At 70.5% G+C, this 25,997-nt stretch carries 28 protein-coding genes and 5 pseudogenes; 18 read left to right on the forward strand and 15 right to left on the reverse strand.

Annotated elements, in window-relative coordinates; genetic code table 11:
* Positions 1–102 precede the first annotated feature (102 nt).
* Together ACFV3E_RS39255 and ACFV3E_RS39260 are read left to right on the forward strand one after the other, a co-directional pair.
* A complete protein-coding gene (locus ACFV3E_RS39255) occupies positions 103–1,188 on the forward strand; it encodes a metal-dependent hydrolase family protein (protein ID WP_500540193.1) in 1,086 nt (361 codons plus the stop codon).
* 332 nt (positions 1,189–1,520) lie between these two features.
* Entirely contained in the window at positions 1,521–2,549 is a 1,029-nt protein-coding gene (locus tag ACFV3E_RS39260; RefSeq protein ID WP_500540195.1) for an alpha/beta fold hydrolase, read from the forward strand.
* Between the two features lie 52 nt (positions 2,550–2,601).
* Here the strand turns inward: ACFV3E_RS39260 and ACFV3E_RS39265 are convergent, their stop codons facing one another.
* The 5 genes and pseudogenes from ACFV3E_RS39265 to ACFV3E_RS39285 form a co-directional block, all read right to left on the reverse strand.
* Positions 2,602–3,588 carry an SLAC1 family transporter gene (locus ACFV3E_RS39265; RefSeq protein ID WP_500540197.1) on the reverse strand — a complete coding sequence of 329 codons (987 nt, stop codon included), beginning with the start codon at positions 3,586–3,588 and terminating at the stop codon, positions 2,602–2,604.
* 11 nt (positions 3,589–3,599) lie between these two features.
* A pseudogene (locus tag ACFV3E_RS39270) lies at positions 3,600–4,621 on the reverse strand (nucleoside hydrolase).
* Between the two features lie 72 nt (positions 4,622–4,693).
* Positions 4,694–6,034 carry a CynX/NimT family MFS transporter gene (locus tag ACFV3E_RS39275; RefSeq protein WP_500540239.1) on the reverse strand — a complete coding sequence of 447 codons (1,341 nt, stop codon included), beginning with the start codon at positions 6,032–6,034 and terminating at the stop codon, positions 4,694–4,696.
* 63 nt (positions 6,035–6,097) lie between these two features.
* A pseudogene (locus ACFV3E_RS39280) lies at positions 6,098–6,736 on the reverse strand (MIP/aquaporin family protein); the annotation flags it as partial.
* 175 nt (positions 6,737–6,911) lie between these two features.
* Positions 6,912–7,412 (reverse strand): carboxymuconolactone decarboxylase family protein, encoded by a 501-nt coding sequence (locus ACFV3E_RS39285; RefSeq protein ID WP_500540199.1) that lies wholly within the window; start codon positions 7,410–7,412, stop codon positions 6,912–6,914.
* 47 nt (positions 7,413–7,459) lie between these two features.
* On the opposite strand from ACFV3E_RS39285, the gene pdxR reads away from it, so the two are divergent.
* Entirely contained in the window at positions 7,460–8,920 is a 1,461-nt protein-coding gene (gene pdxR, locus ACFV3E_RS39290; RefSeq protein WP_500540201.1) for a MocR-like pyridoxine biosynthesis transcription factor PdxR, read from the forward strand.
* Here the strand turns inward: pdxR and ACFV3E_RS39295 are convergent.
* Together ACFV3E_RS39295 and ACFV3E_RS39300 are read right to left on the reverse strand one after the other, a co-directional pair.
* Positions 8,913–9,467, reverse strand: a complete 555-nt coding sequence (locus ACFV3E_RS39295; protein WP_500540241.1) for an LOG family protein — start codon at positions 9,465–9,467, stop codon at positions 8,913–8,915. The two genes, pdxR and ACFV3E_RS39295, sit on opposite strands and share 8 nt — an antisense overlap.
* A gap of 129 nt (positions 9,468–9,596) precedes the next feature.
* Positions 9,597–10,469 carry an NAD-dependent epimerase/dehydratase family protein gene (locus ACFV3E_RS39300; RefSeq protein WP_500540203.1) on the reverse strand — a complete coding sequence of 291 codons (873 nt, stop codon included), beginning with the start codon at positions 10,467–10,469 and terminating at the stop codon, positions 9,597–9,599.
* 201 nt (positions 10,470–10,670) lie between these two features.
* Between ACFV3E_RS39300 and ACFV3E_RS39305 the strand changes: the two genes are divergently transcribed.
* Complete coding sequence (locus ACFV3E_RS39305) at positions 10,671–11,198, forward strand: GNAT family N-acetyltransferase (RefSeq protein ID WP_500540205.1); 528 nt, start codon at positions 10,671–10,673, stop codon at positions 11,196–11,198.
* Positions 11,199–11,254: 56 nt separating this feature from the next.
* A complete protein-coding gene (locus tag ACFV3E_RS39310; RefSeq protein ID WP_500540207.1) occupies positions 11,255–11,686 on the forward strand; it encodes a cytidine deaminase family protein in 432 nt (143 codons plus the stop codon).
* A gap of 70 nt (positions 11,687–11,756) precedes the next feature.
* On the opposite strand, the gene ACFV3E_RS39315 is transcribed toward ACFV3E_RS39310, so the two are convergent.
* The gene (locus ACFV3E_RS39315) at positions 11,757–12,224 is read right to left on the reverse strand and encodes a GNAT family N-acetyltransferase (RefSeq protein WP_500540209.1); all 468 of its coding nucleotides are present in this window, start codon (positions 12,222–12,224) and stop codon (positions 11,757–11,759) included.
* 233 nt (positions 12,225–12,457) lie between these two features.
* Complete coding sequence (locus tag ACFV3E_RS39320; protein ID WP_500540211.1) at positions 12,458–13,432, reverse strand: GNAT family N-acetyltransferase; 975 nt, start codon at positions 13,430–13,432, stop codon at positions 12,458–12,460.
* A gap of 163 nt (positions 13,433–13,595) precedes the next feature.
* Here ACFV3E_RS39320 and ACFV3E_RS39325 point away from each other — a divergent pair, with 163 nt between their 5' ends.
* The 8 genes and pseudogenes from ACFV3E_RS39325 to ACFV3E_RS39360 all read left to right on the forward strand — a co-directional run bounded on the left by ACFV3E_RS39325 (position 13,596) and on the right by ACFV3E_RS39360 (position 18,637).
* The gene (locus ACFV3E_RS39325; RefSeq protein ID WP_500540213.1) at positions 13,596–14,042 is read left to right on the forward strand and encodes a GNAT family N-acetyltransferase; all 447 of its coding nucleotides are present in this window, start codon (positions 13,596–13,598) and stop codon (positions 14,040–14,042) included.
* Between the two features lie 144 nt (positions 14,043–14,186).
* Entirely contained in the window at positions 14,187–14,678 is a 492-nt protein-coding gene (locus tag ACFV3E_RS39330; RefSeq protein WP_500540215.1) for a DUF2975 domain-containing protein, read from the forward strand.
* The gene (locus ACFV3E_RS39335) at positions 14,678–14,899 is read left to right on the forward strand and encodes a helix-turn-helix domain-containing protein (protein WP_499509914.1); all 222 of its coding nucleotides are present in this window, start codon (positions 14,678–14,680) and stop codon (positions 14,897–14,899) included. Before ACFV3E_RS39330 ends, ACFV3E_RS39335 begins: the two co-directional genes overlap by 1 nt.
* Positions 14,900–15,270: 371 nt before the next feature.
* A pseudogene (gene fbiC, locus ACFV3E_RS39340) lies at positions 15,271–15,831 on the forward strand (7,8-didemethyl-8-hydroxy-5-deazariboflavin synthase); the annotation flags it as partial.
* A complete protein-coding gene (cofC, locus tag ACFV3E_RS39345) occupies positions 15,828–16,523 on the forward strand; it encodes a 2-phospho-L-lactate guanylyltransferase (protein ID WP_500540217.1) in 696 nt (231 codons plus the stop codon). The pseudogene fbiC and the gene cofC, both read left to right, overlap by 4 nt.
* Positions 16,511–17,251: a 3-oxoacyl-ACP reductase FabG gene (gene fabG, locus ACFV3E_RS39350; RefSeq protein WP_500540219.1), complete on the forward strand. Its 741-nt coding sequence runs from the start codon at positions 16,511–16,513 to the stop codon at positions 17,249–17,251. The genes cofC and fabG overlap by 13 nt, the downstream gene beginning before the upstream one ends.
* Before the next feature lie 260 nt (positions 17,252–17,511).
* The gene (locus tag ACFV3E_RS39355) at positions 17,512–18,159 is read left to right on the forward strand and encodes a cysteine hydrolase family protein (RefSeq protein ID WP_500540221.1); all 648 of its coding nucleotides are present in this window, start codon (positions 17,512–17,514) and stop codon (positions 18,157–18,159) included.
* A gap of 124 nt (positions 18,160–18,283) precedes the next feature.
* Positions 18,284–18,637, forward strand: coding sequence for a DUF1622 domain-containing protein (locus ACFV3E_RS39360; RefSeq protein ID WP_500371434.1), 354 nt, complete (start codon positions 18,284–18,286; stop codon positions 18,635–18,637).
* A gap of 64 nt (positions 18,638–18,701) precedes the next feature.
* On the opposite strand, the gene ACFV3E_RS39365 is transcribed toward ACFV3E_RS39360, so the two are convergent.
* From ACFV3E_RS39365 to ACFV3E_RS39385, 5 genes and pseudogenes are all read right to left on the reverse strand, one after another.
* Positions 18,702–19,079, reverse strand: a complete 378-nt coding sequence (locus ACFV3E_RS39365) for a hypothetical protein (RefSeq protein WP_500540223.1) — start codon at positions 19,077–19,079, stop codon at positions 18,702–18,704.
* Between the two features lie 139 nt (positions 19,080–19,218).
* On the reverse strand, positions 19,219–19,719 hold the full coding sequence (locus ACFV3E_RS39370; RefSeq protein ID WP_500540225.1) for a GNAT family N-acetyltransferase: 501 nt from the start codon (positions 19,717–19,719) through the stop codon (positions 19,219–19,221).
* 122 nt (positions 19,720–19,841) lie between these two features.
* Positions 19,842–20,180 carry a YciI family protein gene (locus tag ACFV3E_RS39375; RefSeq protein WP_500540227.1) on the reverse strand — a complete coding sequence of 113 codons (339 nt, stop codon included), beginning with the start codon at positions 20,178–20,180 and terminating at the stop codon, positions 19,842–19,844.
* Positions 20,181–20,655: 475 nt separating this feature from the next.
* Positions 20,656–20,901, reverse strand: a complete 246-nt coding sequence (locus tag ACFV3E_RS39380) for a DUF2283 domain-containing protein (RefSeq protein ID WP_500540243.1) — start codon at positions 20,899–20,901, stop codon at positions 20,656–20,658.
* Positions 20,902–20,973: 72 nt separating this feature from the next.
* Positions 20,974–21,142: pseudogene (locus tag ACFV3E_RS39385) on the reverse strand (IS5/IS1182 family transposase); the annotation flags it as partial.
* A 73-nt stretch (positions 21,143–21,215) separates the two neighbouring features.
* On the opposite strand from ACFV3E_RS39385, the gene ACFV3E_RS39390 reads away from it, so the two are divergent.
* On the forward strand, positions 21,216–21,962 hold the full coding sequence (locus ACFV3E_RS39390) for a phosphotransferase family protein (protein ID WP_500540229.1): 747 nt from the start codon (positions 21,216–21,218) through the stop codon (positions 21,960–21,962).
* 77 nt (positions 21,963–22,039) lie between these two features.
* Here the strand turns inward: ACFV3E_RS39390 and ACFV3E_RS39395 are convergent, their stop codons facing one another.
* Positions 22,040–23,017: a GlxA family transcriptional regulator gene (locus tag ACFV3E_RS39395; protein WP_500540231.1), complete on the reverse strand. Its 978-nt coding sequence runs from the start codon at positions 23,015–23,017 to the stop codon at positions 22,040–22,042.
* 137 nt (positions 23,018–23,154) lie between these two features.
* Here ACFV3E_RS39395 and ACFV3E_RS39400 point away from each other — a divergent pair, with 137 nt between their 5' ends.
* From ACFV3E_RS39400 to ACFV3E_RS39415, 4 genes and pseudogenes are all read left to right on the forward strand, one after another.
* Positions 23,155–23,793 carry an HD domain-containing protein gene (locus ACFV3E_RS39400; protein WP_500540233.1) on the forward strand — a complete coding sequence of 213 codons (639 nt, stop codon included), beginning with the start codon at positions 23,155–23,157 and terminating at the stop codon, positions 23,791–23,793.
* Positions 23,794–23,818: 25 nt separating this feature from the next.
* Positions 23,819–24,301, forward strand: a pseudogene (locus tag ACFV3E_RS39405) (MFS transporter); the annotation flags it as partial.
* A gap of 119 nt (positions 24,302–24,420) precedes the next feature.
* Positions 24,421–24,876 carry a hypothetical protein gene (locus tag ACFV3E_RS39410; protein WP_500540245.1) on the forward strand — a complete coding sequence of 152 codons (456 nt, stop codon included), beginning with the start codon at positions 24,421–24,423 and terminating at the stop codon, positions 24,874–24,876.
* Positions 24,877–25,044: 168 nt separating this feature from the next.
* Positions 25,045–25,968 carry an NADP-dependent oxidoreductase gene (locus ACFV3E_RS39415; RefSeq protein ID WP_500540235.1) on the forward strand — a complete coding sequence of 308 codons (924 nt, stop codon included), beginning with the start codon at positions 25,045–25,047 and terminating at the stop codon, positions 25,966–25,968.
* Positions 25,969–25,997: the final 29 nt, after the last annotated feature.

Below are 25,997 nucleotides of genomic sequence, written 5' to 3' on the forward strand. Positions count from 1 at the left end.
ACCTTGCTCAACACCACTGCCATACACGCCGGTTCGATGTTCGACGGGTTCACCCGCTCAGGGCCCGCCACGGTCCATGTCAGAGGTGACCGCATCAGCCGCGTGGACCGCACCGGCGCGCTGCCGACCGACGGCACCCCGGTCGTCGACCTCGGCCCGCGGACGTGCCTGCTGCCCGGCCTCATCGACACCCACACACACCTCGCCTTCGACGCGAGCCCCGACCCCGTGACCTCCCTGGCCGCGACCGGCGACGCGGACCTGCTGGCGCGGATGCGGGCCGCCGCCCGGGCGGCGCTCCGGGCCGGCATCACCACCGTCCGCGACCTCGGTGACCGCGACTACCTCTCGCTGACCCTCGTCGAGGAGTTCGCCCGGGCCCCGGAGAACGGGCCGGAGATCCTCGCCGCAGGGCCCCCGCTCACCACGCCCGGCGGGCACTGCCACTTCTTCGGCGGCGAGGCCGAGGGCACCGAGGCACTGCGCGCCGCGGTGCGGGAGCGCCACGCCCGCGGCTGCGCCGTCATCAAGATCATGGCCAGTGGCGGCAACATGACGCCCGGTTCCGTGCCCCCGCACGCCTCCCAGTACGGCCCGCAGGACCTGCGCGCGGTCGTGGACGAGGCACACCGTCTCGGGCTGCCGGTGGCCGCCCACGCGCACGGTGTCCAGGCCATCAAGGACGCCCTCGACGCGGGCGTCGACAGCCTGGAGCACGTCACCTTCCTCGGCGCCGACGGCGCCACGTACGACCCCGCCCTCGCCGCGGCCATCGTGGACAGCGGCACGTTCGCCAGCCTCACCCTGGGCATGGTCCCCGGTGCGGCGTTCAACCCGCCCCCGGCCCTGGCCGCACACGTCCAGACCATCCTGGACACCTTCGGCAACCTGCACGCCGCGGGCGCCAACGTGGTCATCGGCTCCGACGCGGGCATCGGGCCCGACAAGCCCCACGACGTCCTCCCGCACGGCGTCGGCGCCCTCGTCCGTCTGGGCGTGGCCCCTGCCGACGCCCTGATCTCCGTGACCAGCCTGGCCGCCCGGTTGTGCGGTGTGGAGGGCCGCAAGGGAAGGATCACCGCCGGTGCCGACGCCGACCTGCTGGCCGTCGACGGCGATCCCGTCAAGGACCCCGCCGCCCTCCTGGACGTGCGGGCCGTCTTCCGCGCCGGCATCCGGGTGCGCTGACCTCCGCCGGACGGCAGCGCCTCCCGTGCGTCGGCGGGCGGCCCGCCGTCCTGCGTCCCCCCAATGGCGTATCCCCGCGTGCTGTGCTCATGATGGTCGCGTAGGGCCGACGTTCAGCTCGGCCTCCGCCGGCGTGTACAGCCTGGTGGGCAGGCCATTCCCCGCTGCCCGTACTCCCTGCCGCTGGGGGAAATCCCACGGCCCGCCGGGCCGTGCGCGGCGTCGCCGGTGGCACAGCGTCCACCGCTGTCGACTCGCCTTGATCACGCGTACCGGTGGCCTGCGGCAACACCTTGACTTCCCTCGTACGAATCACTTCAGGTGGGTGAATCGTGGACACACCAACCAGGAAAACCGGCAGGTTCATCGCGCTCATCGCAGTGCTGGCGGCCGCCCTGCTGGTCTGCCCGAGCGCGAGCGCCGGGGCATGGGGCGACAGCCGCGGGCGGGACACGGCGGTGGGGGAGTCTCCGTCCCCGTCGGCCTTCCCGCAGGCGAAACCTCCCCCCGGTTTCACGTCCAAGTACGCGGAGGTGAACGGCTTCCGCATGCACTACCTGCGCGGCGGCAAAGGTTCACCGGTCGTGCTGATCCACGGCTTCCCCCAGTCGTGGGCCGAGTGGCGGGACCAGATGGGCCCGCTCTCCAAGAACCACACCGTGATCGCGGTCGACCTTCGCGGCGCCGGCAACTCCGAGGTCACCAGGGGAGGTTACGCGAAGGCGCAGATGGCCAAGGACGTACATGAGCTGCTGAAGCAGCTGAAGCTGAACAACGGCGTCCAGGTCGTCGGGCACGACGTCGGTCTGTGGGTCAGCTACGCCTACGCGGCCCAGTGGCCGAAGGAGGTGCGCCGCCTGGCCGTGATGGAGGCTCCCATCCCGGACGACAGCCTGTACCGCTTCCCGGCGCTGGAGGCCAACCCGAAGACCCCCTCGATGTGGCACTTCGGCCTGTTCCAGCTACCGCTCGCCGAGCAGCTCATCGACGGTCACGAGCGCGTCTTCGTCCAGGGCTTCATCGAGGAGCTCCTGGCCGACAGATCGGCGTTCACGAAGGACGACTACGACTTCTACGCCCACTACCTGAAGGAGCCGGGCCGCACGGTGGCCTGGATGAAGATGTACCGCGAGCTCCGCGGGGACGTGGACCAGAACAAGAAGTTCCTGGCCGAAGGCAAGCTGCGGATGCCGGTCCTGGCGATCGGCGGCCAGGCGTCGTTCGGCGGCAAGATCGCCGACCAATGGCGTGACTACGCCGTGAACGTCGAGGGCCGGGTCATCAAGGGGTCGGGTCACTGGGTGACCGAGGAGAAGCCCCAGGAAGTGACGAACCTGCTGCAGTCCTTCCTGCAGAGGTGAGTTCCGCCGCGAACGGCGGACCCGCGGCAACGGTGGCGGTGCCTTCGGCGCCTCAGGCGCCGCCGCCCTGCGGCTCGGCCGGCTGCGGAGCCGGCGCCGGAGGCAGCAGTTCGTGCCGCGTCAGGGCGACCAGGGTCCGCAGGGCGATGCCGCCGATGAACACGGTGATGGCGGCGAGGAACACGTAGGTGTACGCGCCGGCCCCGGGCGCACGCTGGCGCTCCACCCAGTGGATCGCGACGGCGGCGACCGCGGCCCAGCTGAAGGTGAACGCCCATGTGCTCGGCATGAAGGGCAGCTTCAGGTAGGCGGGCAGCAACCGGAGCTGGGCCAGCACCATCAGCAGTCCGTATCCGCCGAGGAAGGCCGCGACCCCGTCGATGGAGTCGGTGAACAGCGCGAAGTAGGCGGTGCTGGCCACGGCCGCGGGGGCGATCTCGATCGCCAGGGTCGGCAGAAGCGGTGGAGGCGGCAGGGGGCGGAAGAACAACCGTCCCATGATCACCGAGCCGAGGATCATCCAGCAGACCACGCCCAGGCCGAACATCACCTGACCCAGCCGCTGCTGCCCCACCGTCCCCGCACACGCCGCGGCCAGCAGGCCGCCGGCGACCGTAGGCAGGAAGTAGCCGGGATGGAAGCGGTCGACGTCGATCCGTCCGTAGATCCACTGACCGGTGAACCAGGCGCCGAGGAGCACGGTGAGGACGAGGAACACGTCCACCAGCACGCGCCCGGCCGTGGGCGCCCGGACGTAGAGGCCGTTCGCGGCGATCACCATGGGGACGATCACACACAGCGACGCGAACGGTCCGGCCGCGGCGTCGGTCAGGTCCCGTGCCAGGGACCGTGCCCGTACCGCGTGGTGGAGATAGGCGACCGTCACCAGCAACCACACGGCGGCCGCCAGGATCAGCAGCGCGTCCCCGACGCCCCGTGGCACGCGACCGGCTTCGGCGGCGGTCAGCCAGGCGTCCGCCAGGCCGACGAGGCCGAAAGGCATGCCGAAGAAGTTCAGGGGAATCGGCCGATTTTTCATGGTATGGGAAACTATCCCACTTTTTCCCTCACCGGTCCTCGCGGCGCATGGCCGGCCGGGCCCGGCCCCTCACGCTCCACGGCCTCCAGGTACAGCTCCACGAACCGGGCGACGTCGACCCCGAGCGCCACGTCCACCATCGGACGCTCGCGGGCCCCCTCGTGGATCTCGGACTCGCCGACGCGCAGGCGGCGGTCGACGACGGTCTGCCCCCTGCCGGGCCCCGGGCCGAGCGAGACCTCGACGGGCAGACGGCGCGTGGTCAGCCCCCGTGGGTCGGCGACCGCGCAGACCGCGCCCGCGTCCCCCAGGCCGCCGCCGGGCTCGGTCTCGTCCGGGTTCGGACGCGGTGGGCGAGCAGGCGCCCGGCCAGGCGCGTACCGGGCTCCTCGCTCTCCAGCAGCCTGCGCACGTGCTCGGACGGGACGACCACCTGCTCGAACACGTCCAGTCCGTACATCGTGACCGGCACCCGGGCGGAGAACAGGATCGCGGCGGCCTCCGGGTCCTGCCAGACGTTGAACTCCGCGACCGGGGTGGCGTTGCCCCTGCCCACCGCGCCGCCCATGAAGACGATCCGCTCGATGCCGGCGGCGACCTCCGGGTGGGTGCGCAGCAGGAGCGCGATGTTGGTGGCCGGCGCCGTGGGGATCAGCGTGACGGGGCGAGGGGAGGCGAGGATCTCCCGGCGCAGCAGGGTTACGGCGTCCACGTCGGCGGGCGTACGGGTGGGCGCGGGCAGCCCCAGGTCGCCCATGCCGTCCCGGCCGTGCACGTGGTGGGCCGTGCGCGGGGGTGCGATCAGCGGACGCTCCGCGCCCCGGGCGACGGGGACGTGGGGGGCGCCGGCCTGTTCCAGCACCGTCAAGGTGTTGCGCACCACCGCGTCCACGTCGGTGTTGCCGCCCACGCACGTGACCGCGCGCAGGTCGAGGCCCGGGTGACGGACCGCCAGCAGAAGCGCCAGGGCGTCATCGATGCCGGTGTCGCAGTCGATGATCACCGGGATCGGCCGGCCGTCGGCGTTGAGCACGGGAGGTCTCCTTCGTTGTGTCGGGCTGTCGCGTGCGGGACTTCCGCGCGGTTCGCCGGTCCGGGGGTGCGGCTACTCGTCGCGGGGCCTGAGCCGGGAGCGCTGGGGACGGCGCACCGGTTGCGGAGGGGCGGGGGCCTCCGCGCCGTGGCGGAGTTCGTCCTCCACCGTCCGGTCCCGGCCGGCCAGCACGCCCGCGGCTATCTGCGGCACGAGCAGCAGGAGCATCACGGCGACGGGCAGGTCCCACCCACCGGTGTGCTGGTACAGGGCTCCGATGAGGATCGGCGCGGGGACGGAGAGCAGGTAACCGGTGCACTGCACGAAGGCGGAGAGCCGTACGACGCCGGGGCCGGTACGGGCGCGCATCCCGATCATGGTGAGGGCCAGCGAGAAGGCACAGTTGGAGACCCCGATGAGCACGGTCCACACCCACGGCGCGGCACCGGGCGCCGCCCACAGCCCCGAGTAGCCGACGACCCCGAACAGGCCCAGGACGACGACGAGAGGCCCCTGCCCGGACAGCCGGCCGCCGATCGCGGGCAGGACGAAGGACATGGGCACGCCCACCGCCATCGACACCCCGAGCATCAGGCCGGCGGCGGAGGCCGGGACGCCCGCGTCGCGGAGGATCTGCGGCAGCCAGCCCATGGCGACGAAGGCGGCGGCCGACTGGAGCCCGAAGTAGACGGTGAGCGCCCAGGCCGTCGGACTGCCCGTGATGCGGCCCGCCGACACGGCCGGAACGCCGGCATCCCCGCCGGCGGCGGCCGCGGTGGGCCGGGACCGGTCCCGTACCAGGGGCAGCCAGGGCAGCACGGCGACGGCGCCGACCACGCCCCAGGCGGCCAGGCCGAGCCTCCAGTCGCCGCCCAGGGCGCCGGTCACCGGGACGCTGAGCGCGGCGGCCAGGGCCGTACCGCAGGACAGGGCCATCGCGTACAGGCCGGTCATGGTGCCGACGCGGTGCGGGAACCAGCGTTTGACGACGACGGGCATCAGGACGTTGCCGACGGCTATGCCGCTCAGCGCCAGGGCGCTGGCGGCGAGGAACGGCACGGTGTGCCCGGTGAAAGGGCGCAGGAAAAGGCCGGTGGCGACCAGTGCCATGCCCGCGCAGATCACGGCCGCCGGACCGTACCGGCGGGACAGCCGGGGTGCCGCGGCGCCGAACACGGCGAACGACAGGGCCGGCAGGGAGGTGAGCAGGCCCGCCACCGTGCCGCTCATGCCGAGGGAGGCACGGACCTCCTCCAGAAGGGGGCCGAGGCTGGTGATCGCGGGCCGGAGGCTGAACGCCGAAACGAACAACGCGCCACCGACGAGCAGGTGGACACGCCGCGTGCCGGGCGTGCCGGGGGGCGCGGCGGCTGCCGCCGCGGTGACGCGGGTGCGGCGCGCCCGGACGAGCAACCGGTAGGCCCCGGCCCCGAGTACCGCCCCGATGATGGGCCCGACCAGGTAGATCGCGAGGTCGTTGGTCTGCCCGGAGAAGGCCGCCGGACCGAGCTGACGGGCCGGGTTGACCGAGCCCCCGCTGAGCGGGCCGAGGGTGGCGATCACCACCCCCACGGACAGCCCGATGACGGGCGCCAGGCCGCGGATGAACCGGGGGCGGGCGACGAAGAACGCGACGACGAGGGTCAGCGCGAGCATGCCCCCGACCTCCGCGAGGAGGACCGGCACGGGCTGCCAGGTCGGGGCGGGCCGGATCGCGGCGTGCGAGACCGACGGGAGCGCCACCGCCGGACCCCAGGCAAGACGTGCCAGGCCCGTACCGGCGGCGGAACCGGCGAGCTGGGCCAGCACGTACGGCAGGACGTGCCGGCCGGGGAAGGCGTTCATCAGCCACAGGCCGACGGTGACGGCGGGGTTCGTGTGGCCGCCGCTGCGCCGTCCTGGAGGGCTGAGGATCAGGCCGGTGAGGATGGCCCCGCTGACGGCGCCGATCACGACGAGGGCGACGCGCAGCTCGGCGATGTAGAGGGGCGAGTGCGGGTCACGCAGCCATCGCACGACCGTCACCGCGAGGAACAGCAGGACGGTCGTGAGGACGAACTCGTCGGCGGCACGGGCCAGGGCCGGCCGGCGTGGCGGAGGGGAAGCGGTACCCACCTGGATCTCCTAGTCGGGGTGGTCGCCGGCGGGGCACCCCTGACGTCTGCTGCCGGGGGAGGAGCGACGTTCGGGGGACGCGGTCGGACGCCGGGCAGACCGGGCGGGGCGGGGACCCGGCCCCCCGCGCGGGCGCGGGGTGGGTCCCAGGCCCGGCCGGACGGGCGTATCAGGCTCAGGCGCTCGGCGTGTAGTGGCCGGGGACCATGCGGGTCGAGACGCCGATGCGGTTGAAGGCGTTGATCGCCACGATCGCGGCGACGAGGTGGGCCAGTTCGGTCTCGTCGAACTGCGCGGCGGCCCTGGCGTACACCTCGTCCGGGACGAATCCGTCCGTCACGACGGTGATCGCCTCGGTGAGCTCGATCGCCGCGATCTCCCGTGCCGTGTAGAAGTGCTTCGCCTCCGTCCAGGCGCCGAGCTGGATGACGCGCTCCGCGGACTCGCCGGCGGCCATGGCGTCCTTGCTGTGCATGTCCAGGCAGAAGGCGCAGTGGTTGATCTGCGACGCGCGGACCTTCACCAGGTGCAGCAGGCCGGCGTCGACCCCGCGGCCCGCGGCCGAGTCCAGTCGGACCAGCGCCTTGAAGGCCTCGGGGGCGAGCTTCGCCCAGTCCATGCGCGCCGTGTGCTCCGGAAGGCGGGGGGTGTGCTCATGTGCTTCGTTCATCGTCATGCCCGCAACGCTACGCATCGGGTGGTACCGGAGTATGGTCCAATTACATGAGGGATTCCCGGACCAATTCCGCCGCCGACCCGCCTCCGTCCGCGATCGGCGCCGACCTCCATCTGGAACTGCGCGGTACCAAACTGCGCACCGGCCTCACCGACGCGCTGCGGGAAGCCGTGCGCTCGGGGCGCCTGGGGCCCGGCACCCGGCTGCCGCCGTCCCGCTCGCTCGCCGCGGACCTGGGCGTCTCCCGCAACACCGTCGTCGAGGCCTACGCGGAGCTGGTCGCCGAGGGCTGGCTCACCGCCCAGCAGGGCTCCGGAACCCGGGTGGCTCCCAGGGCCGAGCCGCACAGCGCCCCGACCGGCACTCCCCGCACCGGGACCAGGCCCGCCCGGACCCGCCCCAGGTACGCCATGCAGCCCGGTTCGCCGGACCTCGCGAGGTTCCCCCGCGCCCAGTGGCTCGCCGCCGCACGCCGCGCCCTGACCGCCGCGCCGAACGACGCCCTGGGCTACGGCGACCCCCGCGGCCGTCCGGAACTGCGCACCGCGCTCGCGGACTACCTGGCACGGACCCGCGGGGTGTACGCCGAGCCGGAGCGGATCGTCGTCTGCTCCGGCTTCCACCACGGACTGGCACTGATGGCACGGGTCCTCAGCGTCCGCAAGGCGCGGGCGGTCGCCGTCGAGGCGTACGGCCTGGACCTCTACCGCGACCTGCTGACCGACGCCGGCCTGCGGACCCCGCCCCTGTACGTCGACGAGCACGGCGCACGCACCGACGACCTGGCCCGCCTGCGGGGGGTGGGCGCGGTGCTGATGACCCCGGCGCACCAGTACCCGACGGGAGTCGCCCTGTGCCCGGAGCGGCGCACCGCGGCCGTCGCCTGGGCGCGCGACACGGGCGGGCTGATCCTGGAGGACGACTACGACGGGGAGTTCCGGTACGACCGCCGGCCCGTGGGCGCTCTGCAGGGCCTCGACCCCCGGCGCGTGGTGTACTTCGGCTCGGCGAGCAAGTCACTGGCCCCGGGGGTGCGGCTCGGCTGGATGGTGCTCCCGGACGAGCTGGTCCCCGAGGTCGTGGAGGCCAAGGGGTACGGCGACTACATGTCCAGCACCCTGGAGCAGCTCACGCTCGCGGAGTTCATAACCTCGGGCGCCTACGACCGGCATGTGCGGTCGATGCGACAGCGCTACCGGCGCCGCCGCGACCAACTGGTCGCAGCCCTTGCGGAGCGGGCGCCCGGCGTCCGGGCGGCCGGCATGGCGGCCGGGCTGCAGGTCGTCCTCGAACTCCCCGCGGGAACGGAGAACTCGGTCGTCCAGGCGGCGGCCCGGGAGGGTCTCGCGGTGAGCGGGCTGAGGGAATTCGGCCACGAGGCGCAGGATTCCGGCTGGCAGCTGCCCGAGCGGGACGCCCTGGTCGTCAACTACGCGGCGCCCTCGGACAGCGCGTGGAAGGGCGCACTGGACACCCTGTGCAGCGTGTTGCCCCAGGCGCTCAGTTGAGGGTGTCTGCCGCGAGGACGAGGGAGGCCTCCAGGTGGGCGAACGCGGCGGCACTGGTGTCGGTGACGAGGACCAGTTCCGCCAGCGGCACCGGCAGGAAGCCCTCCTCTTCCATCCGCCGGAGCTGCAGGATCAACCCGTCGTAGAAGCCCGCCGTGTTCAGCAGCACGACGGGCTTGTCGTGCAGACCGTGCTTCCGCAGCTCCAGGACCTCGGTCGCCTCGTCCAGGGTTCCCATGCCGCCGGCCATCACCACGACCGCGTCGGACGCGGCGAGCAGCCGGGCCTTCCGCGAGGCGAGGTCCTCGGCGAAGACCATCTCGTCGGCGTCCTGCCTGGCCCACTCCCGGAGGAAGCCGACCGAGACCCCGGCGAGCCGCCCGCCCGACTCCCGTACGGCGTCGGCGACGACCTTCATCAGCCCGGTGTCCGACCCGCCCCACACCAGGGTGTGGCCCCCCGCGCCGACGAGCTCCGCGAACTCGCGGGCCGGCCGCGTGTAGCGCTCGTCGAGGTCGGCGGCGGAGAGGAAGACACAGATCTTCATGGGCGCGGGCGCTTCAGCGGTCATGGCCCGAACGTACGCGGGCGTGCGGCCTCACACGCGGTCCATTCCCCGCGCGGAGCACCGGACCAATTCGGCGGCCCGGGAACCGTGGCGGGCCGCCGGCCCGCGTCAGGCCATCTGCGCCGCGAAGCCGGAGCGCCACGAGGCATGCCCGGGTCGCCACCCGCGCGACCGGGCCAGCCCGTTGGACGCGCCGCGCGCCCAGTCCAGGCGACCGGGTACGGGCTGGGGCGCCGGAACGCCCAAGGCACGGGCCAGCGCCGGCAGCCACGCGCGGGCCTGCGCGGGTTCGTCGTCGACGATGTTGACGGGACCCGAGGGCCAGCCGAGCGCGGCGACGGCAGCCCTGGCGGCGTCGGCGACGTGGAGGAACGACATCACCGAAAGGTCCGCCTCGGTGCTCCCGAGGAAGCGGGCGGACGGATCCCCGGCCAGCGCCGCGGCGACGGGCCCTCCGGGTGCGTACCAGGTGCCCGGGCCGTACAGGATGCCGTACCGCAGCTGCACCGCCGTCTCCACCTCGGCGGCCTTCCCCTCCAGCGCCCGGACGCCCTCCACCATCCCCCCGCGCGGCGGCGCCGCCCCGACGTCCAGCGGTGTGCCCTCGTCGGCCGGCCCCTCCCCGGGCGCGTACGCCCAGGCGATCGACTGGGCGACGATCCTGGTCACGCCGGCGGACACCGCCGCGTCCACCAGATTGCCCGTCCCCTCGCGCCGCAGCCGGTTGGTCGCCTCCCCGTCGGCGTCCGACAGGTCGGTGAGCTGATGGATCACGGCGTCCGGCGCGGCCGTCGCCAGGACCCGGTGCAGCGCCTCCCGGTCGAACACGTCCGCCTGGACGGCTGCCGCACCCTGCTGCCGAATGCGCTCGACACCCGCCGAGCTGCGCGAGATTCCCGTGACACGGTGCCCCTCGGCCAGCAGCAGCGGAACGAGCTGACGGCCGACAGCGCCGGTGGCGCCGGCAACGAAGACATGCATGGTCCACTCTCCTGTGATCAGGCGGAACCGTCCCATCGGGGCGGACGGTCCCTTGTCGTACCCGCAACGCTAGGCGGCGAGTGGTACCGGAGCCGGATCCATTTCACGGATATTTCGGCGGACCAATTCCGTGGTGCGCCTTCGGGCCTCCACGAGGTTCGAGAGCGGTGTCCCGGCCGGTCGTTCTGAGAGGATCACAGCATGACCGGCCAAACCCACCCCGCCACCGAATTCCACCGGCCGTTCGCGGAACCGGTCCGGCTCGACCTCGCCGATCCCGACACCCTGCGTCATCTGTGGGACCTTCAGCGGATCTCCTACGCGGTCGAAGCCCGCCTCATCGGGTTCGACGGCATTCCGCCCCTGCACGAGTCCCTTGAGCAACTGCGCGCATGCGACGAGTCCTTCCTCGGGGTTCGCGACGGGTCGAGGCTCGTCGGAGCGGTCGCCTGGACCCGCTTGCCGAACGGTGCTCTGGACATCTGCCGCCTCGTGGTCCATCCGGACGCGCATCGCCGCGGCGTCGCAACGGCACTACTCGACGCACTGGATTCGCTCGAGCCCGCGGAGCTGACCGTCGTCTCCACGGCGACCGCCAACCTGCCTGCGGTCGCGCTCTACCGTCGGCGCGGATTCGCACCTGTCGGTGAGCGCCACGTCGCGCCCGGCGTCACGGTCACACTGCTGGAACGCGAGCAGGCATCGGCATCTCAGCCCATCCGCAGCTAGCGACGTATGAGGCAACGTTTCCCCTGTCGCGCTGACACCACATGAAGGCATGGAAGATGACCTCACAGACCGACCGTGTCGACCACGAACTGATCCGGGCGGCGGCGCACGTCGCGGCCACAAGCTGCCGGGGCGACAACCACACCATGGCGGCTGCGGCCCGCGACCGGGACGGCCGGATCGTCACCGCGGTGAACGCCTATCACTTCACCGGAGGCCCCTGTGCGGAGCTGGTGCTCATCGGCGCTGCTGCCGCCCAGGGCGCTTATGACCTGGAAACCATCGTCGCCGTGGGTGACCGCGACCGAGGCGTCGTGCCGCCGTGCGGCCGTTGCCGCCAGGTCCTTCTTGACTACTTCCCAGCGCTCAAGGTGATCGTCGGGACGGGCGACGGCCTCCGAACGGTGCCCGTCACCGGCCTGCTTCCCGAAAGCTACGTCTGGGCGGACCACCAACTCGACGCTGAGGAGAGCACACAGGCGTTGTGACCGGGAACGCCAACCGGGTCGGCGCTTGTGGCGCTTTGGGACGGAGAGCCGCCTTCGGGCGGCAGCCCCTTCAGACTGGGACTTCAAAGATGAGCTCGAGGCCGTCCTCCTCGTCCCACTGCTCTCCGACCTCCACGAAGCCGAACCCGGAAATCGTGGCCAGGGATGCGGTGTTCTCGGGGCTGATCGTCACCCGCGCGGTCTTGACTCCGGATTCGGCGGCGGCGCGACGCAGCAACTCGGTCAACGTCGTCCTGGCGTACCCCTGGCGACGGTGGCCGGGCGCCACCGAATAGCCGATCTCCACCATGCCCGTCACATCGGGCGGCCCGTGGAACCCGGCGTACCCCACGACGACGCCTTCGGGCTCGGCCACCACGGCTCGGGTGAGCCACCCCGCGCTGCCCGGGTCCGAGGCCAGCTGGTTGAGCCGATACCGCCAAACCCACTTCGCCTGATCAGTGAGGAAGTAGTCCGTGAGATCGACTCCTGCTTCGGCACTGGCCCGGGCGAGGTCGTCGTCCAGCAAGGCGGTCATGGCCGTGCTCGTGAGATCAACGAGTCTCACCGACCTGAGGCCGGTTGGGGCCGGGGAACGGCGGGTGGGTTCATCTGTCACAGCGCCGGATGATTGCGGAGCGCCCTGGAGCGTGTCCAGCGGTTTTCTGAGTGGTCGATGCCCCACCGGCTCACTTCACTCATTCGAGCCGAGCCCCCGGTGAACGTTTCCGGTCACAGCACCGGGGACCACAGCACCGGGGACCGAAACCGTCAGACGTCGAGCGCCCAGCGTACGTACCGCTCCTTGGGTGTGAACCCGGCCTTCTCGTAGATCCCGAACGCCCCGCTGGGATTGGTCGAGTCCACGCTCAGGCTGGCCTTCCCGTAGCCCTGGTCGGCGGCGCTGCGCAGCGCGTGACGGATCAGGCCGCCGGCGACGCCGCGCTTGCGGTAGTCGCGGAGCGTCCCGATGAGCATGAAGTGCGCCTCGCGCACGCCGGTGGCCACCGTGTCGGCCTCCCACGACATGGTCACCAGCATGCCCGCCGGGGCCCCGTTCGCCACGTCCCGGAGCAGGAAACTGACCGCGGGCCGGAAGGTGTGATTGGTGATCTTGTTCTTCCAGGCGTCCACGGGCACCGGCACGGTACCCCAGTGGTCCTTGAACGCCTCGTTCCGGATCATCCGGAACTCCTCGTCGTTCTGCTCCGACCATGGCTCGACCCGCAGCCCGTCGGGGATCGCCGCGTCCGGGATCGCGTCACCGAGCGGATGCTCCATGAAGTGGTAGTAGCGGGCGGGTGCGAAACCCTGGGAGCGGTAGAGCTCGGCCGCTCCGGCGATGCGCTCGCAGTTCTGGACCTGGACCTCGAGCTTCAGTGTCGGCTGGTGCAGTGCGTGCAACGCCTTCGCGCCCGCTATCCCGGCCTTCAGCAGCACGGTGCCTACGCCCTGGCGACGGTAGTGCGGGTGCACGCCGCCGTCGACCAGGATCCGGTGCACGTCCTCGGCGGTCGGTTTGTAGGTGGCCTTCATGTAGCCGACCATCACGTCGCCGTCGAAGGCGGCGAGGCTCGCGCGCTCCAAGTCCGCGTAGGGATCCACCAGTTCCTGGAGGGTGTCCGCCTCCTCGTAGTTCTCGCCGATCTTGTCTTCGGCCTCCATGGCGTTGAGGAGGTCGGCCGACGTCTTCGCGTCGCCTGTGGTGAGCGGTCGCCACGTCAGGGTGGTGGATTCTGCGTCCATGGCGGCGACGGTACGGACTCCGGCCGCAGGCTGTCGCGTTGTTTTCCCGACGCGGGCGGGGGGTGGGACGCCGCACCCGGTCCGGCGTCACACCCGGGGCAAGTCCCGCCCCCGTGACGGCCGGACGCACCCGTCGATCCGGCCGCACGGCAGGATGGGCACCATGGTGGAGATCAGCTTCCTGACCGAGTCCGACCGCGCCCGCTGGGAAGTGCTGGCCCGCGGCAAGGACACGTACTTCGACGTCGAACGGCACGACGACAGCTACGAACGGACCTGGCGACGCCTGCTCGACGACGAGCGGATACGCGGGATCGCCGCCCGGCTGGACGGCAGGATGGTCGGCATCGCGCACTACCTGTTCCACGCCAGTGTCTGGTACGCGGGGAAGTGCTACCTGGCGGACCTGTTCGTGGACGCGGAAGTCAGGCGGCAGGGTGTCGCGACCGCGATGATCGAATGGGTCGCTCGCGACGCGGAGGAACACGGCGCCCCGGGCCTCTACTGGAACACCCTGGAAGACGCCCCGGCTCGCGCGCTGTACGACAAGGTGGGCAAGTTCCACGAGGGCTTCATCCTCTACACCTACCGGCGTGACGCGCATTCATAGGCGATCATCCGTTTCTTCCGGTTTCGCGGAACCGCCACAGCCTTCCGCCGCAGCGTGAACGTGCCGCCCACCCTCCATCCTCGGTCTTGCTTCACCTATCGAGATTCGATAGGTTTCCATCGTAACTCGATGGAAGGGTGGGTCATGGGAAAGCTGACCGTGCGTGCGCTGCGCGCCGTGCTGGTGGTGGTGTTCGCCGGCACCGTGTTCGTACAGGCGGGGATGGTGTGGGCATTGGTGTCGGGCAACGACCCGGAGGACGGGTCGCTCCCGCTGACCCCGCTGCGCCTGATCACGATCCTGGGGATGGTGTCGGCCCAGGTCGCCCTGGTCTGCGTATGGCGGCTGGTGGGGATGGTGCAACGCGGAACCGTGTTCTCCCACGCCGCCTTCCGGTACGTGGACGTCATGATCGGCGCGATTGTGGCGGCTGCCCTCGTGTGGTTCGCGGTCACGGCCATCAATGCGCCGGGCCAGCGGGAGGACCCGGGCGTCACCGTCATCATGGGCGGGGTCGGCGTGGCCATCCTGGGGGTCGCTTTGATGGTGCTCGTGCTGCGGATGCTGCTCGCCCAAGCCGTCGCGCGCGACGTCGAGGCGACGCGGATGCGGGCCGAGTTGGACGAGGTGATCTGATGCCGATCTCCGTCGACATCGACGTGATGCTGGCCCGGCGGAAGATGTCCGTGGGCGAGCTCGCGGACCGCGTCGGGATCACGCCCGCCAACCTTGCCGTGCTCAAGAACGGCCGCGCCAAGGCGGTGCGCTTCGCGACGCTCGCCGCGCTCTGCGAGGTGCTGGAGTGCCAGCCGGGCGACCTGCTGCGCTGGGAGGCCGAGGACGCCGCGGGCGCATGACGTGCCCGGGGTCGGGCGTGAGAACGCGTGACACCGCCGGCCCGTGACACGGCACGTGGAGCACGCGCGACCCGCGTACATGACCTCCCGATGACGAACCCCCGTCCTTCCCAGCCGGAAGGGCGGGGGTTCGTCGTTGGGCGGGAACGACGTACCGACGTCCCCGTCGGCTCGGACCAGGAGGGCGCCCTCCATCGGGCTCGCGCGCTTGCGACGGCCGCCGATCAGAGCCCGAACGTGCAGGCCATTGAGGCCGGTTCATCCCATCCGCCGGATGTCCTGCCTCATGTGCCCATCCATCCGGTACCACCCCACCATCACCTCCCCTCCCGCAAGGCGCGCAGCTCACGAACGCCGGTGAGCGGCCCCGGACCGCGCACGAACTCGGCATCAGGACCACCGCGACCATGATGTACGGCCATGTCGACGAGCCGCGCCACTGGGTCGACCACATGCGGACGCTGGTCCAGCTGCAGCAGGAGACCGGCGGATTCACCGAGTTCGTGCCGCTGCCCTTCGTCCACCAGAGCTCGCCCATCTACCTGGCGGGCATCGCCCGTCCGGGCCCGTCGCGCCGCGACAACCGTGCCGTCCACGCACTGGCACGGCTCCTCATGCACGGCCACATCGACAACATCGCCTGCTCCTGGGTGAAGCTCGCTCCGGAGAGTTGCGTCGACATGCTGCGCGGCGGAGCCAACGACCTCGGCGGCACGCTGATGGAGGAGACCATCAGCCGGATGGCCGGATCGACCAACGGGTCGATGCGGACGATCGCCGGCATCAAGGAACTGGCGGCCGCGGCGGGCAGGACCACCCGGCAGCGCACCACCACGTACGACGACGTCACCGCCGAGCGCGCGCGGGCCGCGCTCGGATTCGACACCGAGGTGCACCGTGCCCTGCCGCTGAGCGTCGGGTTCCTCCGATGAGGCGCTGGGACTGGGTGGTCGTCATCCCCCAGAAGGACCTCCGACTGGCCAAGAGCCGCCTCGAACTGGGCCCGCGGGACCGGCGGAGCGTCGCCCGCGCCCTGCTCCGCGACACCGTGACGGCCGCACGGGCGGCACCCGGCGTCGGCGAGGTCATCGTCGTGCTCGACCGCCTCCAGGACTTCGACACCGTCGACGACCTCGGCGTGCGCCCCGTCCTGACCGACGGCCCCGGCCTCAACGAGGCCCTCCGGCAGGGCGAGCAGACGGCCCGGGCGATCCACCCCCGATGCGCCGTGGCCTCCCTCCCGGCGGACCTTCCTTTCCTCGAACCGGCCGTCCTCGGGCGCGCTCTGGCGTACGCCCGGACCCGCGACAGGGCGTTCGTCGCCGACGCGGAGTGCCGCGGCACCACCCTGCTCACGGCCAGCCCGGGACAGGCCCTGCAGCCGTCGTACGGCGCCGAATCGCGAGCCGCCCACCGCCGCTCCGGCGCCCACGAACTGACCGAACCCGACCTCGCGTCACTGCGGTTCGACGTCGACCACCTCGCCCATCTGCTGCTCGTCGCACCACTCGTGAACCACTCCGACTCCCACCTTTCCGACGCGCTCGGCCGGCTCGACCCGGACACGTACGGGCGCACGCCGACCGCACACACCATTCCTGGAGGACATCGATGGGTCTGCTGAGGGACCGCGCCGCCATCGTCACCGGAGGCGCCCAGGGCATCGGGCTCTCGACGGTCGAGACGTTCCTGCGCGAAGGCGCGCGGGTCGTCATCGCCGACCGCGACGCGGACGCCGCCCGCAGTGCCGCCGAACGCCTCGACGCGGGCGACCGGGTCGTGACGGCGGCGTGCGACGTCACCGCCGCGGCGGACGTCCAGAGCGCGGTGGACCTGTGCGTCTCGACGTTCGGCAGGCTCGATGTGATGGTCAACAACGCGGGCATCACCCGTGACGCGACCATGCGGACGATGACCGAGGAGCAGTTCGAGCAGGTCGTCGCCGTACACCTCAAGGGCTGCTGGAACGGCACCCGTCTGGCCGCCGCCGTCATGCGAGAACAGCGCTCCGGCGCGATCGTGAACCTCTCCTCCATCTCGGGCAAGGTCGGTTTCGTCGGCCAGACCAACTACTCGGCGGCCAAGGCCGGCATCGTCGGGCTCACCAAGGCCGCGGCCAAGGAGATGGCCCACCACGGCGTGCGGGTGAACGCCATCGCCCCGGGTCTGATCCGCTCGCCGATGACCGAGGCGATGCCGGCCCACATCTGGGACGCGAAACTGGCCGAGATCCCGATGCGACGCGCCGGCGAGGCGTCGGAGGTGGCCTCGGTGGCGGTCTTCCTCGCCTCGGACCTCGCGTCGTACCTCACGGGGACGGTCATCGAGGTGACCGGCGGCCGCCATATGTGACCAGCCGCTGATCAAGTGATGTCGGGATTCACGGCCGCCCGCGCTTCGCCGGGGAGGGCAGGCACGACGGCCGAGGTGCAGCAATACACCGATGCAGAACGCCCCGCGATGGGGCAAAGTGGAACGGAGGGCCGAATGACCGGGACAGCGCCTCCGAAGGAAGGGACCTCGCGTCTCCGGACCGGAATGTGCTTCGGAAGGCCTTCCGCTGTACCGATACTTATCACGCCAGTGGTTTGTTGTCGCGTGAGGAGCACCAGGTGGAAATCAAGAATACCGACACGGCGGTCGTGTTCATTGACCCACAGAACGACGTGCTGAGCGAGAGCGGGGCGAACTGCGACGCGGTGGGAGCGAGCGTCACAGAGAACAGGACCGTCGAGAATATGGAGAGAATCTTCGAGGCGGCGAAGGCGGGCGGATACGAGGTATTCATCTCGCCTCATTACTTCTACCCGACCGACAACGGATGGCGAATGAACGGGCCGCTCGAGACGAGCGAACTGGAGACCCACACCTTCGCACGGACGGGACAGCTCGATCTGACGGGGTTCCGAAACTCCGGGGCAGACTGGCTGGACCGCTTCAAGCCCTACATCGAAGACGGCAGAACGGTGGTCGCCAGCCCGCACAAGGTGTTCGGGCCGGAGTCCAACGACTTGGTGCTGCAACTGCGCAAGCGGGGAATACAAAGGATCATTCTTGGCGGGATGCTGGCGAACATGTGCGTCGAGTCCCATATGCGTCACCTCATCGAGGAGGGATTCGAGGTCGCCGTGGTCAGGGATGCGACAGCCGGACCCCGGCACCCGGTCTGGGGCGACGGCTATCAGGCGGCGATCATCAACTACCGTTTCTTCGCCCATGCGTTGCTGTCGACCGACGAAGTACTCGATGGAATGCACTGAGGAACTCGCAGCCGTGAAATAGCGCGCCGTCGACGGTCGCCGGTCCACTGCGCGGGGAGTGCGGTGGTAACAGAGGTTGCGGACCATAGACGAGTGGATTCGGGTCGGTGCGAGAGGGGATTCTGTGGAGCTCCAACACATCGTGGAGCTGGCCGGTCGAGCCGTCGACGCCGCGGGTGTAGCCGTCATCGTCGTGGGAACGCTCTACGCGACCGTTCTCGCGGCCATCCGGCTCAGTCGCCGAGAGGCGGGTGTGTACCGCGGCTATCGCCGTCGCGTCGGGCGGTCGATCCTGCTGGGGCTGGAGTTCCTCGTAGCCGGCGACATCATCCGCACAGTCGCCGTCGCACCGACGTACGCAAGCGTCGGAGTGCTGGCCGTGATCGTGGGCATCCGCACCTTCCTCAGCTTTTCTCTCGAGCTCGAGATCACCGGTCGGTGGCCATGGCAGAAGCCGGTGGCCGAAGCCGAAGACTGACCCCGCGTGGCGCCGGCGGCCGGCGGAGCGACGCCATCCCTGCCGTGACGAGGTGGGGAAAGCCCTACCGCGCCGCTTGATCGTGCTGGGCCCGGAACTGGTCGAGCAGGCTGAAGAACAGCTCGATCGCCGGTGTTCCGGTGGCCTCGGCCTCGCGCTCGATCCACGTTGACCAGCCCAGCGAGCTTTCCTCGCCGTTGCGTTGGCAAAGCCACCGGCTGAAGGGAGGTTCCGCACCGATGGTGCAGAAGGGAAAGTCTTCCGCGATGCCGTGGATGTCCATGGCCAGGCGATACCCGTACAGCATCGAGTCGAGGTGCTGCAGGGAGCCCCCACGGACAAACATGCTTGGGCGAAGACGCACCTCGTCCAGAAAGTCGTAGACGTCCTGAAGTTCGTCGATTCGCCGTAACCGGCGGTTGTTCTGCCCATCCTGTGTCATGCGGACTCCTTCAACTGCTTGCCGTCGTGGCTGCGGACGTGGGGGCCGTCCCCGTGCAATGCGTCCAGAAGCCGGATCGTGTAGACCTCGGACACGCGCACCACGGATACGGAGTGCAGGCGTGCCGCGAGACCGCGGTCTACGGCTGGAGGGCCAGGTCGCGCTGATACCAGGTGCCCGGCTTACCGCCGAGGTCGGCCGGGTCTGCCGGGCCGGCCGGGACGAACCCGGCCTTGGTCAGCACCCTCTGGGAGGCGGCATTGGCGTGGGAGGTGGCCGCGCGCAGTGTGCGCAGCCCGTGCCGTGCCGCCGCCAGCCGGCACAACTCCCTGACGGTCGCGGTCGCAACGCCACGGCCGGCGACGTGCTGCGCGACCCTGTAGCCGAGGACGGCAGTGCCGTCCTTGAAGTCGTACAGGTTGAACCGGCCCAGAACCGAGCCGTCCGCGGCGACCAGCACATAGAAGGCGCGGTCGCCAGCCTCTTGCTCGGCCAACATGACGCTGTGCCGGTCGGCGAACTGGTCGTAGAACTCGTCGCCCCGGTCGGAGATCGAGGCAGCGAAGTAGGCGCGGTTCGCCAGCTCGAAGGCGAGGACCGCCGGGGCATGGCCAGCATCCAGCTGCTTCAGCTCGGGCACGGCGCGACTCTACCCGGGCTGCGCGCCGAGGCCACCTGAGTTTCCATCAGCGGCAGACAGCCCCACGACCATGGCACAGCACGATCCAACGCTGGAGCCCGGCCGTTGCGGGTCGTCTTCGATCAGACGGCCGAGTCGGGCATGATCTCCCGGACCTCCTGCGCACAGCGGCATGCGGCAGCGATCTTGGCAGCCCACCTCAGCGCGTCCTCACGTGAGGGCACGTCGATGACCGAGAACCCGCCGAGCACCGCCTTGGTCTCCGGGTACGGGCCGTCGCTGACGGTCCCGTCGGTGGCCACGACGCTCGCCCGCTGCCGCTCCAGTCCACCGCCGAAGACCCACACACCGGCGTCCTGAGCCTCACGCACCACCTGGTGCGAGGCCTCGGCCACCTCGGGCAGGTCCTCCTCGGGGAAGGTCATCGCGCCGTCATCGAACGAGATCAGGTACCGCGTCATGCATGGCTCCCTTGGCCGTTGGCCTCCTTCGGCCGCCCCTCACCCTACGACGAACGTCTCCCTCAGCACCGACACTTCCCCTGGCTTCCGAAACAGGTCCTGGCCGGGTCGCTCAGCGAGGTCCATGTAGGCCGCTTCATGGTTTCGTGGGATCACCCCTGGTCGAGGGCGGCTGCTGTGGTTGCCGTACTTCCTTGCTGTACCGCGTCTTCGCTGCGGCATCCCGGGCGCGACGGTCGCTGAGGTCCGCCGGGCAGGTCAGCCGGTCGCCTAGCCCGTCTCCCTTGAGATCGCCCCAACCCCCGGTTGCGCGATAGGCAACCAGGGCTTCCCCAGTGCCCCGTATTTGCCTCGCCCTCTCGTGGAGCGACCGCTTGGTGGTGTAACGGTCGCACCGCGCCTGCCGTCCGACGTGGAGCCCTTTCCAACCTGCCGCACGCCGCACTGCGGTCGCCGCCAGGGCGGCGCTCGGCGTTCAGAAGTCTTCGGTGTCCAGCCGCTCCGCGGACTGGAGCAGGTACGCGGGCAGTTTTGAACTGGCTGCCAGCACCTCGATGCCGATGAGACGGCCCTGCTCGTCGAAGTCCAGGTTGATCATGCCGTCGACGTCCACCGGATCGCAGGGATACATGCGCGCGGACTTCACGCGGGCCTGCGGTTCGGTGAGGTACACGTACGCTGCGTTCACGGTCTTGTCGTAGGTCACTCTGACGTCTGCCACAGTGGGCTCCCTTGCTGTCGTTTGCCTCCGGCGCTGTCCTGGGCGACGCCCCAGGCCGGACCGTCGTTTGGCTGACGGGGCGAGGTGCAAGGCCAGGACGGGCTTGACGATGTCGGTGATGCGGGTGGTGTTGCAACGGAGTTTGCGAAGGAGCCCGCCAACTCTTCAGGGTGGCGTTGGCCTGCTCGCCGGCTCGGCTCCATCGGCCCCGGCAAGGCACCCGGATCGTCCCCCGAGCTCCCGGCTTCGGTCGGTGCAATCGCACGCGACAAACCCGGCGACGTCGGCGATCCGCCCCGGGATACTGGTCGCCCATGGACGAGGTCGAGGTCGTCGTTGCCCATTCCGAGCGCGCGACCCTGCGCGTCGGCGACGTGTTCCTGAAGGTGGACGCCGATCAGGCGCGCATCGACGTCGAGGTCGAGGTGATGTCCCTCGCGCCGGTCCCGACGCCGGAAGTCCTGTGGCGCAAGCCGCCCGTGCTCGCGATCGCCGCGCTCCCGGGGACGACGCTCGGGCGCCTCGGCGGGCCGTCGACCGGGTCACCGGCGGCGTGGGCCGCGGCGGGCGCCGCCATCCGGAAGCTGCACGACGCGCCGCTGCCGCCCCGGCCCGGCCGGGCCGGGCGCAGCATCGTCGCGCTGACGGCGGAACTCGACGACGAGTGCGAGTGGCTCGTGACGAGCGGCGTCCTGCCCGCTGACCTGGTCACCCGCAACCGTCAGGTCGCCGAGGCCGCCCTCCGGCCGTGGACTCCGGCGTTCACGCACGGCGACCTGCAGATCGCGCACGTCTTCGTCGACGGCGACGAGGTCACGGGCATCATCGACTGGTCCGAGGCGGGCCGGGGTGATGCCCTGTACGACCTCGCCACCTTCACGCTCGGACACGAGGAGCACCTCGACGACGTCGTCGCCGGCTACGGCACCGGCATCGACCTCGACGTGATCCACGCGTGGTGGTCGCTGCGAAGCCTGCTGGTGGTTCGCTGGCTGATCGAGCACGGCTTCGACCCGTTCGCGCCGGGCTGTGAGGTCGACGTGCTGAGATCCCGGATGTGAGGCTCCGCGGGCCCGACTGCTGTGAATGCGTTCTGACGCATCGAGCCGGCCATCCCCTGGGACGTACCGCCTGCGCTTCACCGCTGCCCTGTTTCGGCGCGGTGCGCGGTCCTGAAGCGGCGCTGATACGCGGCGGGGCTTATCGCCATTTTCCTGACGAAAACCCTCCGCATGCTCTCGTAGCTCGGGAATCCGGCGAGGGCAGCCACCTGGGTCGCGGTGTGCCCTTGGTCGAGCAGGGCTTTCGCCATGTCGAACCGGACCGTCTCCACGTACCGGGCCGGCGTGGTGGAGAGTTCGTCGCGGAAGAGCCGGGTGAGATGCCGAGGGCTCACATTGAGGTGCTTGGCGAGCTCGCCGACCGAGTAATTGCCCGCGGGATCGGCCGTCACCAGGTCGGTGATCCTCCGGATGGCCGGAGAGCGGGGCGGTGGTCCTTGCAGCGGGGCCGAGAACTGCGACTGGCCGCCCGAACGCTGCAGATACACCACCAGGGAACGGGCGACGTCGCGGGTCAGATCAGGGCCGTAGTCCTCCTCGACGAGTGCCAGCGCGAGATCGATGCCGGCGGTCACGCCCGCCGAGGTGTACGTGGTGCCGTCACGGACGTAGATCGCGTCGGGCTCGACGCGGCTGGCCCGGTACCGGGCCGCGAGTTGGTCCGTGACCTTCCAGTGCGTGGTCGCACGCTTGCCGTCCAGGAGACCGGCGGCGCCGAGGACGAATGCCCCGGTGCAGATCGACGCGACCCGGTCGGCCTTGACGGCCAGTGTCTGCGCCGCTTCGAGCAGGTCACGGGCGACGGCGTTGCGCGGGTAGAGGTCGGAGCCGGCCACCAGGAACGTATGGGGGGCAAGCTCCGTGGCGGCGCCGGAGACGGCGATCCGGGCCCCGATGGACGAGGCGACGTCGTCCCCGGTCGGTGACACGAGCACGACCTGGTAGTCGGCCCCGAACCGGTTCGCTTCCGCGAACACCTCCGCGGGGCCGGCGACGTCCAGCAGCGTGACCCCGTCGTAGACGAGGATCACGACCTGATGCGCGGCAGAGTCCACACCCTCATTCTCCGCCCGTCCGGATTCGGGTGACTCATGGCGGGACTGAGGTGGCGCCGAACGCCCGGTGGTCGGCAGTGTGGAAGTCGGAGGCACCGTTCCTTCATAACACACCGATATCAGAAAGCGCAGAGGTCATGACCGAGATCGTCGCCGGCGTAGAGATTCCCGAAACAGCCGCGGTCGCCGAAGCCACCCGACTCATTCAGAAGACGACCAGCCCCCTCATCTACCATCACTCCCGGCGTGTTTTCGTCTTCGGCGCCATTCATGCCCGCAGGCTCGGCCTTGACCCCGACCCGGAGCTGCTCTACCTGGCCTCCATGTTCCACGACACCGGCCTCATGACGCCCTTTTCCTGCGTGGAGCAGCGCTTCGAGGTCGACGGAGCCGACCACGCGCGCAAGTTCATGCTGGAACGCGGTTTCCCGGCCACGTCCGCCGACGTGGTCTGGACGGCCATCGCGCTGCACACGACACCGGGAATTCCCCACCGGATGGGCCCGGAGATCGCCATCACGAATCTCGGCGTCCTGACCGATGTGCTCGGCCTGGACCTGGACGAGCTGGATCGCGCCCAGGTGGAAGAGGTCATCGCCCTCCATCCGCGGGGCGACTTCAAGAACGAGTTCCTGCAGGCCTTCGTCGACGGACTCCAGCACCGCCCGGAGACCACGAACGGGACCGTGAACGCGGACGTGCTGGAGCACTTCATCCCCGGCTTCCGCCGCACGACCACGGTCGAGCGCATCCTGGGCGCGCCCTGGCCGAGCTGATCGGAGAGCCGCAGAAGACAACGTGATGAAACGTGTGAATCGGCCTCACGGCGGCCTTCGTCTCGGACGAGGTGCTGCCTTCACCGTGCTCGTCTCCGCGAACGTGGTGATGATGGCCACGGCGAGCGCACCCTCACCGATCTACCCCTTGTACCGGGCGCGTTGGGGGCTGTCGGTCACGATGCTGACGGTGGTCTTCGCGGTGTACGTCGTGGGTCTGCTCGGTGCGCTGCTCACGGTCGGATCGCTGAGCGACCACGTGGGTCGCCGTCCGGTGCTGGCCGCCGCCCTCCTGATAGCGGCGGCCGGCACGGCGATCTTCTGGACGGCCGATGGCGTCGTGTCCCTCCTGGTCGCGCGGGTGGTGCAGGGCATCGCCACCGGGGCGGCCACGGGCGGTCTCGCCGCCGGTCTGGTGGATTTCTCGCCCACGGGGCGTCCGCATCTGGGGCCGACGATGACGGCGGTGGGCACGAGCTTCGGCATGGCCGCCGGCGCGGGGACGGTGGGGATGCTGGTCCCGTTGACATCACGTCCCGACGCGTACGTCTTCCCAGGTCCGGCGCGGCGGGCGGGCTCAGCATCGCCGCGCTGTTCCTGGCCAACAGCGTGGGCGGGTTGTGGTCGGTGCGGCACACGGCTCGGCTCGCCACGTTGCTGGGAGCGGTGCTCCTGGCCCTGGGCGCGGCCGGACTGGCGGTCGCGATGGCTCTGGCGTCACCAGTCGTCCACGCGGGCGGATCGGTCGTCGCGGGGCTGGGGGTCGGCCTGACCTTCAACGGCAACCTCCGCGCGATCAGCGAGGTCACGGGTGCGACGTCGCGGTCGGAGGTCTTCTCCGCCGTCTACGTGCTCAGCTCCGCGGCGCTGAGTCTCCCCGCCCTCGCGGCGGGGTTCGCGGCTCCCTTATGGGGACTGGAGACCACGGGCTACCTCTACGTCGGCTTCGTCGGGGTGCTGTCCATCGGTGCCGCCCTCCACGCCGCCCGGCCACGCGCTCACAGTCCTCTTGGCGGCCGGATAGGCGCGGCCTCGCAGACCGGCAGCCGGCGCCGACCTCACAGCGAAGGGGTCCGTCACTGAGTGCTTTTTGCTGACAGAGGAATTTCATGACAAAAGCACAGGGAAATTCTCTGCGATGGCGCGGATATCTTGGTGTGGTCATGGATCCTCGTGCGCGTCGAACAGTGTGCAATTCTTTTCACGTCGGCGAAACTCCGATGTGCGAATTTCTTCAAGAAAGGACTTGTCATGCAAGCCGTCACCGCCCGGGACCGGAACGCCGGAGCCGATGGGCTCTCGCTCACGGACATGCCCCACCCGCACGCCGCGGAGAACGACGTCATCGTGCGGGTGCACGCCGCGGGCTTCACACCGGGGGAGCTCGACTGGCCGGGAACCTGGACCGACCGGGCCGGCCGTGACCGGACGCCGACCGTGCCCGGGCACGAACTGTCGGGCGTCGTGGCCGAACTGGGGTACGGAACCACCGGCCTGACCGTGGGCCAGCGGGTGTTCGGACTGGCCGACTGGACCCGGAACGGCTCACTGGCCGAGTACGTCGCCGTAGAGGCCCGCAACCTCGCTCCGCTCCCGGCGGACGTCGACCACACGGTGGCCGCCGCGCTGCCGATCTCCGGGCTGACCGCGTGGCAGGGCCTCTTCGACCACGGGCACCTCGGCACAGGCCAGACCGTCCTGATCCACGGTGCCACGGGCGGGGTCGGGTCGATCGCCGTGCAGCTCGCACGCGAGGCGGGCGCCCGGGTGATCGGCACCGGCCGCGCCGCCGGCAGGAGCACCGCGCTCGATCTCGGCGCGGACGCGTTCGTGGACCTGCAGAACGACCGGCTCGAAGACGTCGGCAAGGTCGACCTCGTACTCGACGTGTTCGGCGGCGACATCCTCGAACGCTCGACGGCGCTGGTCCGTGCCGGCGGCACGCTCGTCACCATCGCGGAGCCACCCTCCGTCCGGCCCGACGACGGGCGGGCCGTGTTCTTCGTCGTCGAAGCCGACCGGGCGCGTCTCGCGGACCTCATCCAGCGTGTCCGGGACGGACGGCTCAAGCCGATCGTCGGGGATGTGCTGCCCCTGTCCGAGGCACCCGCGGCCTTCACCCACAAGGGGCGCCGGATCCCCGGCAAACCGATCATCCGGATCACGGAAGGCTGAGTGCGGGCGCACGCCCGCAAGGGCAGGCT

It is taken from the genome of Streptomyces sp. NPDC059718 (assembly GCF_042733315.1).
Classification (GTDB): domain Bacteria; phylum Actinomycetota; class Actinomycetes; order Streptomycetales; family Streptomycetaceae; genus Actinacidiphila.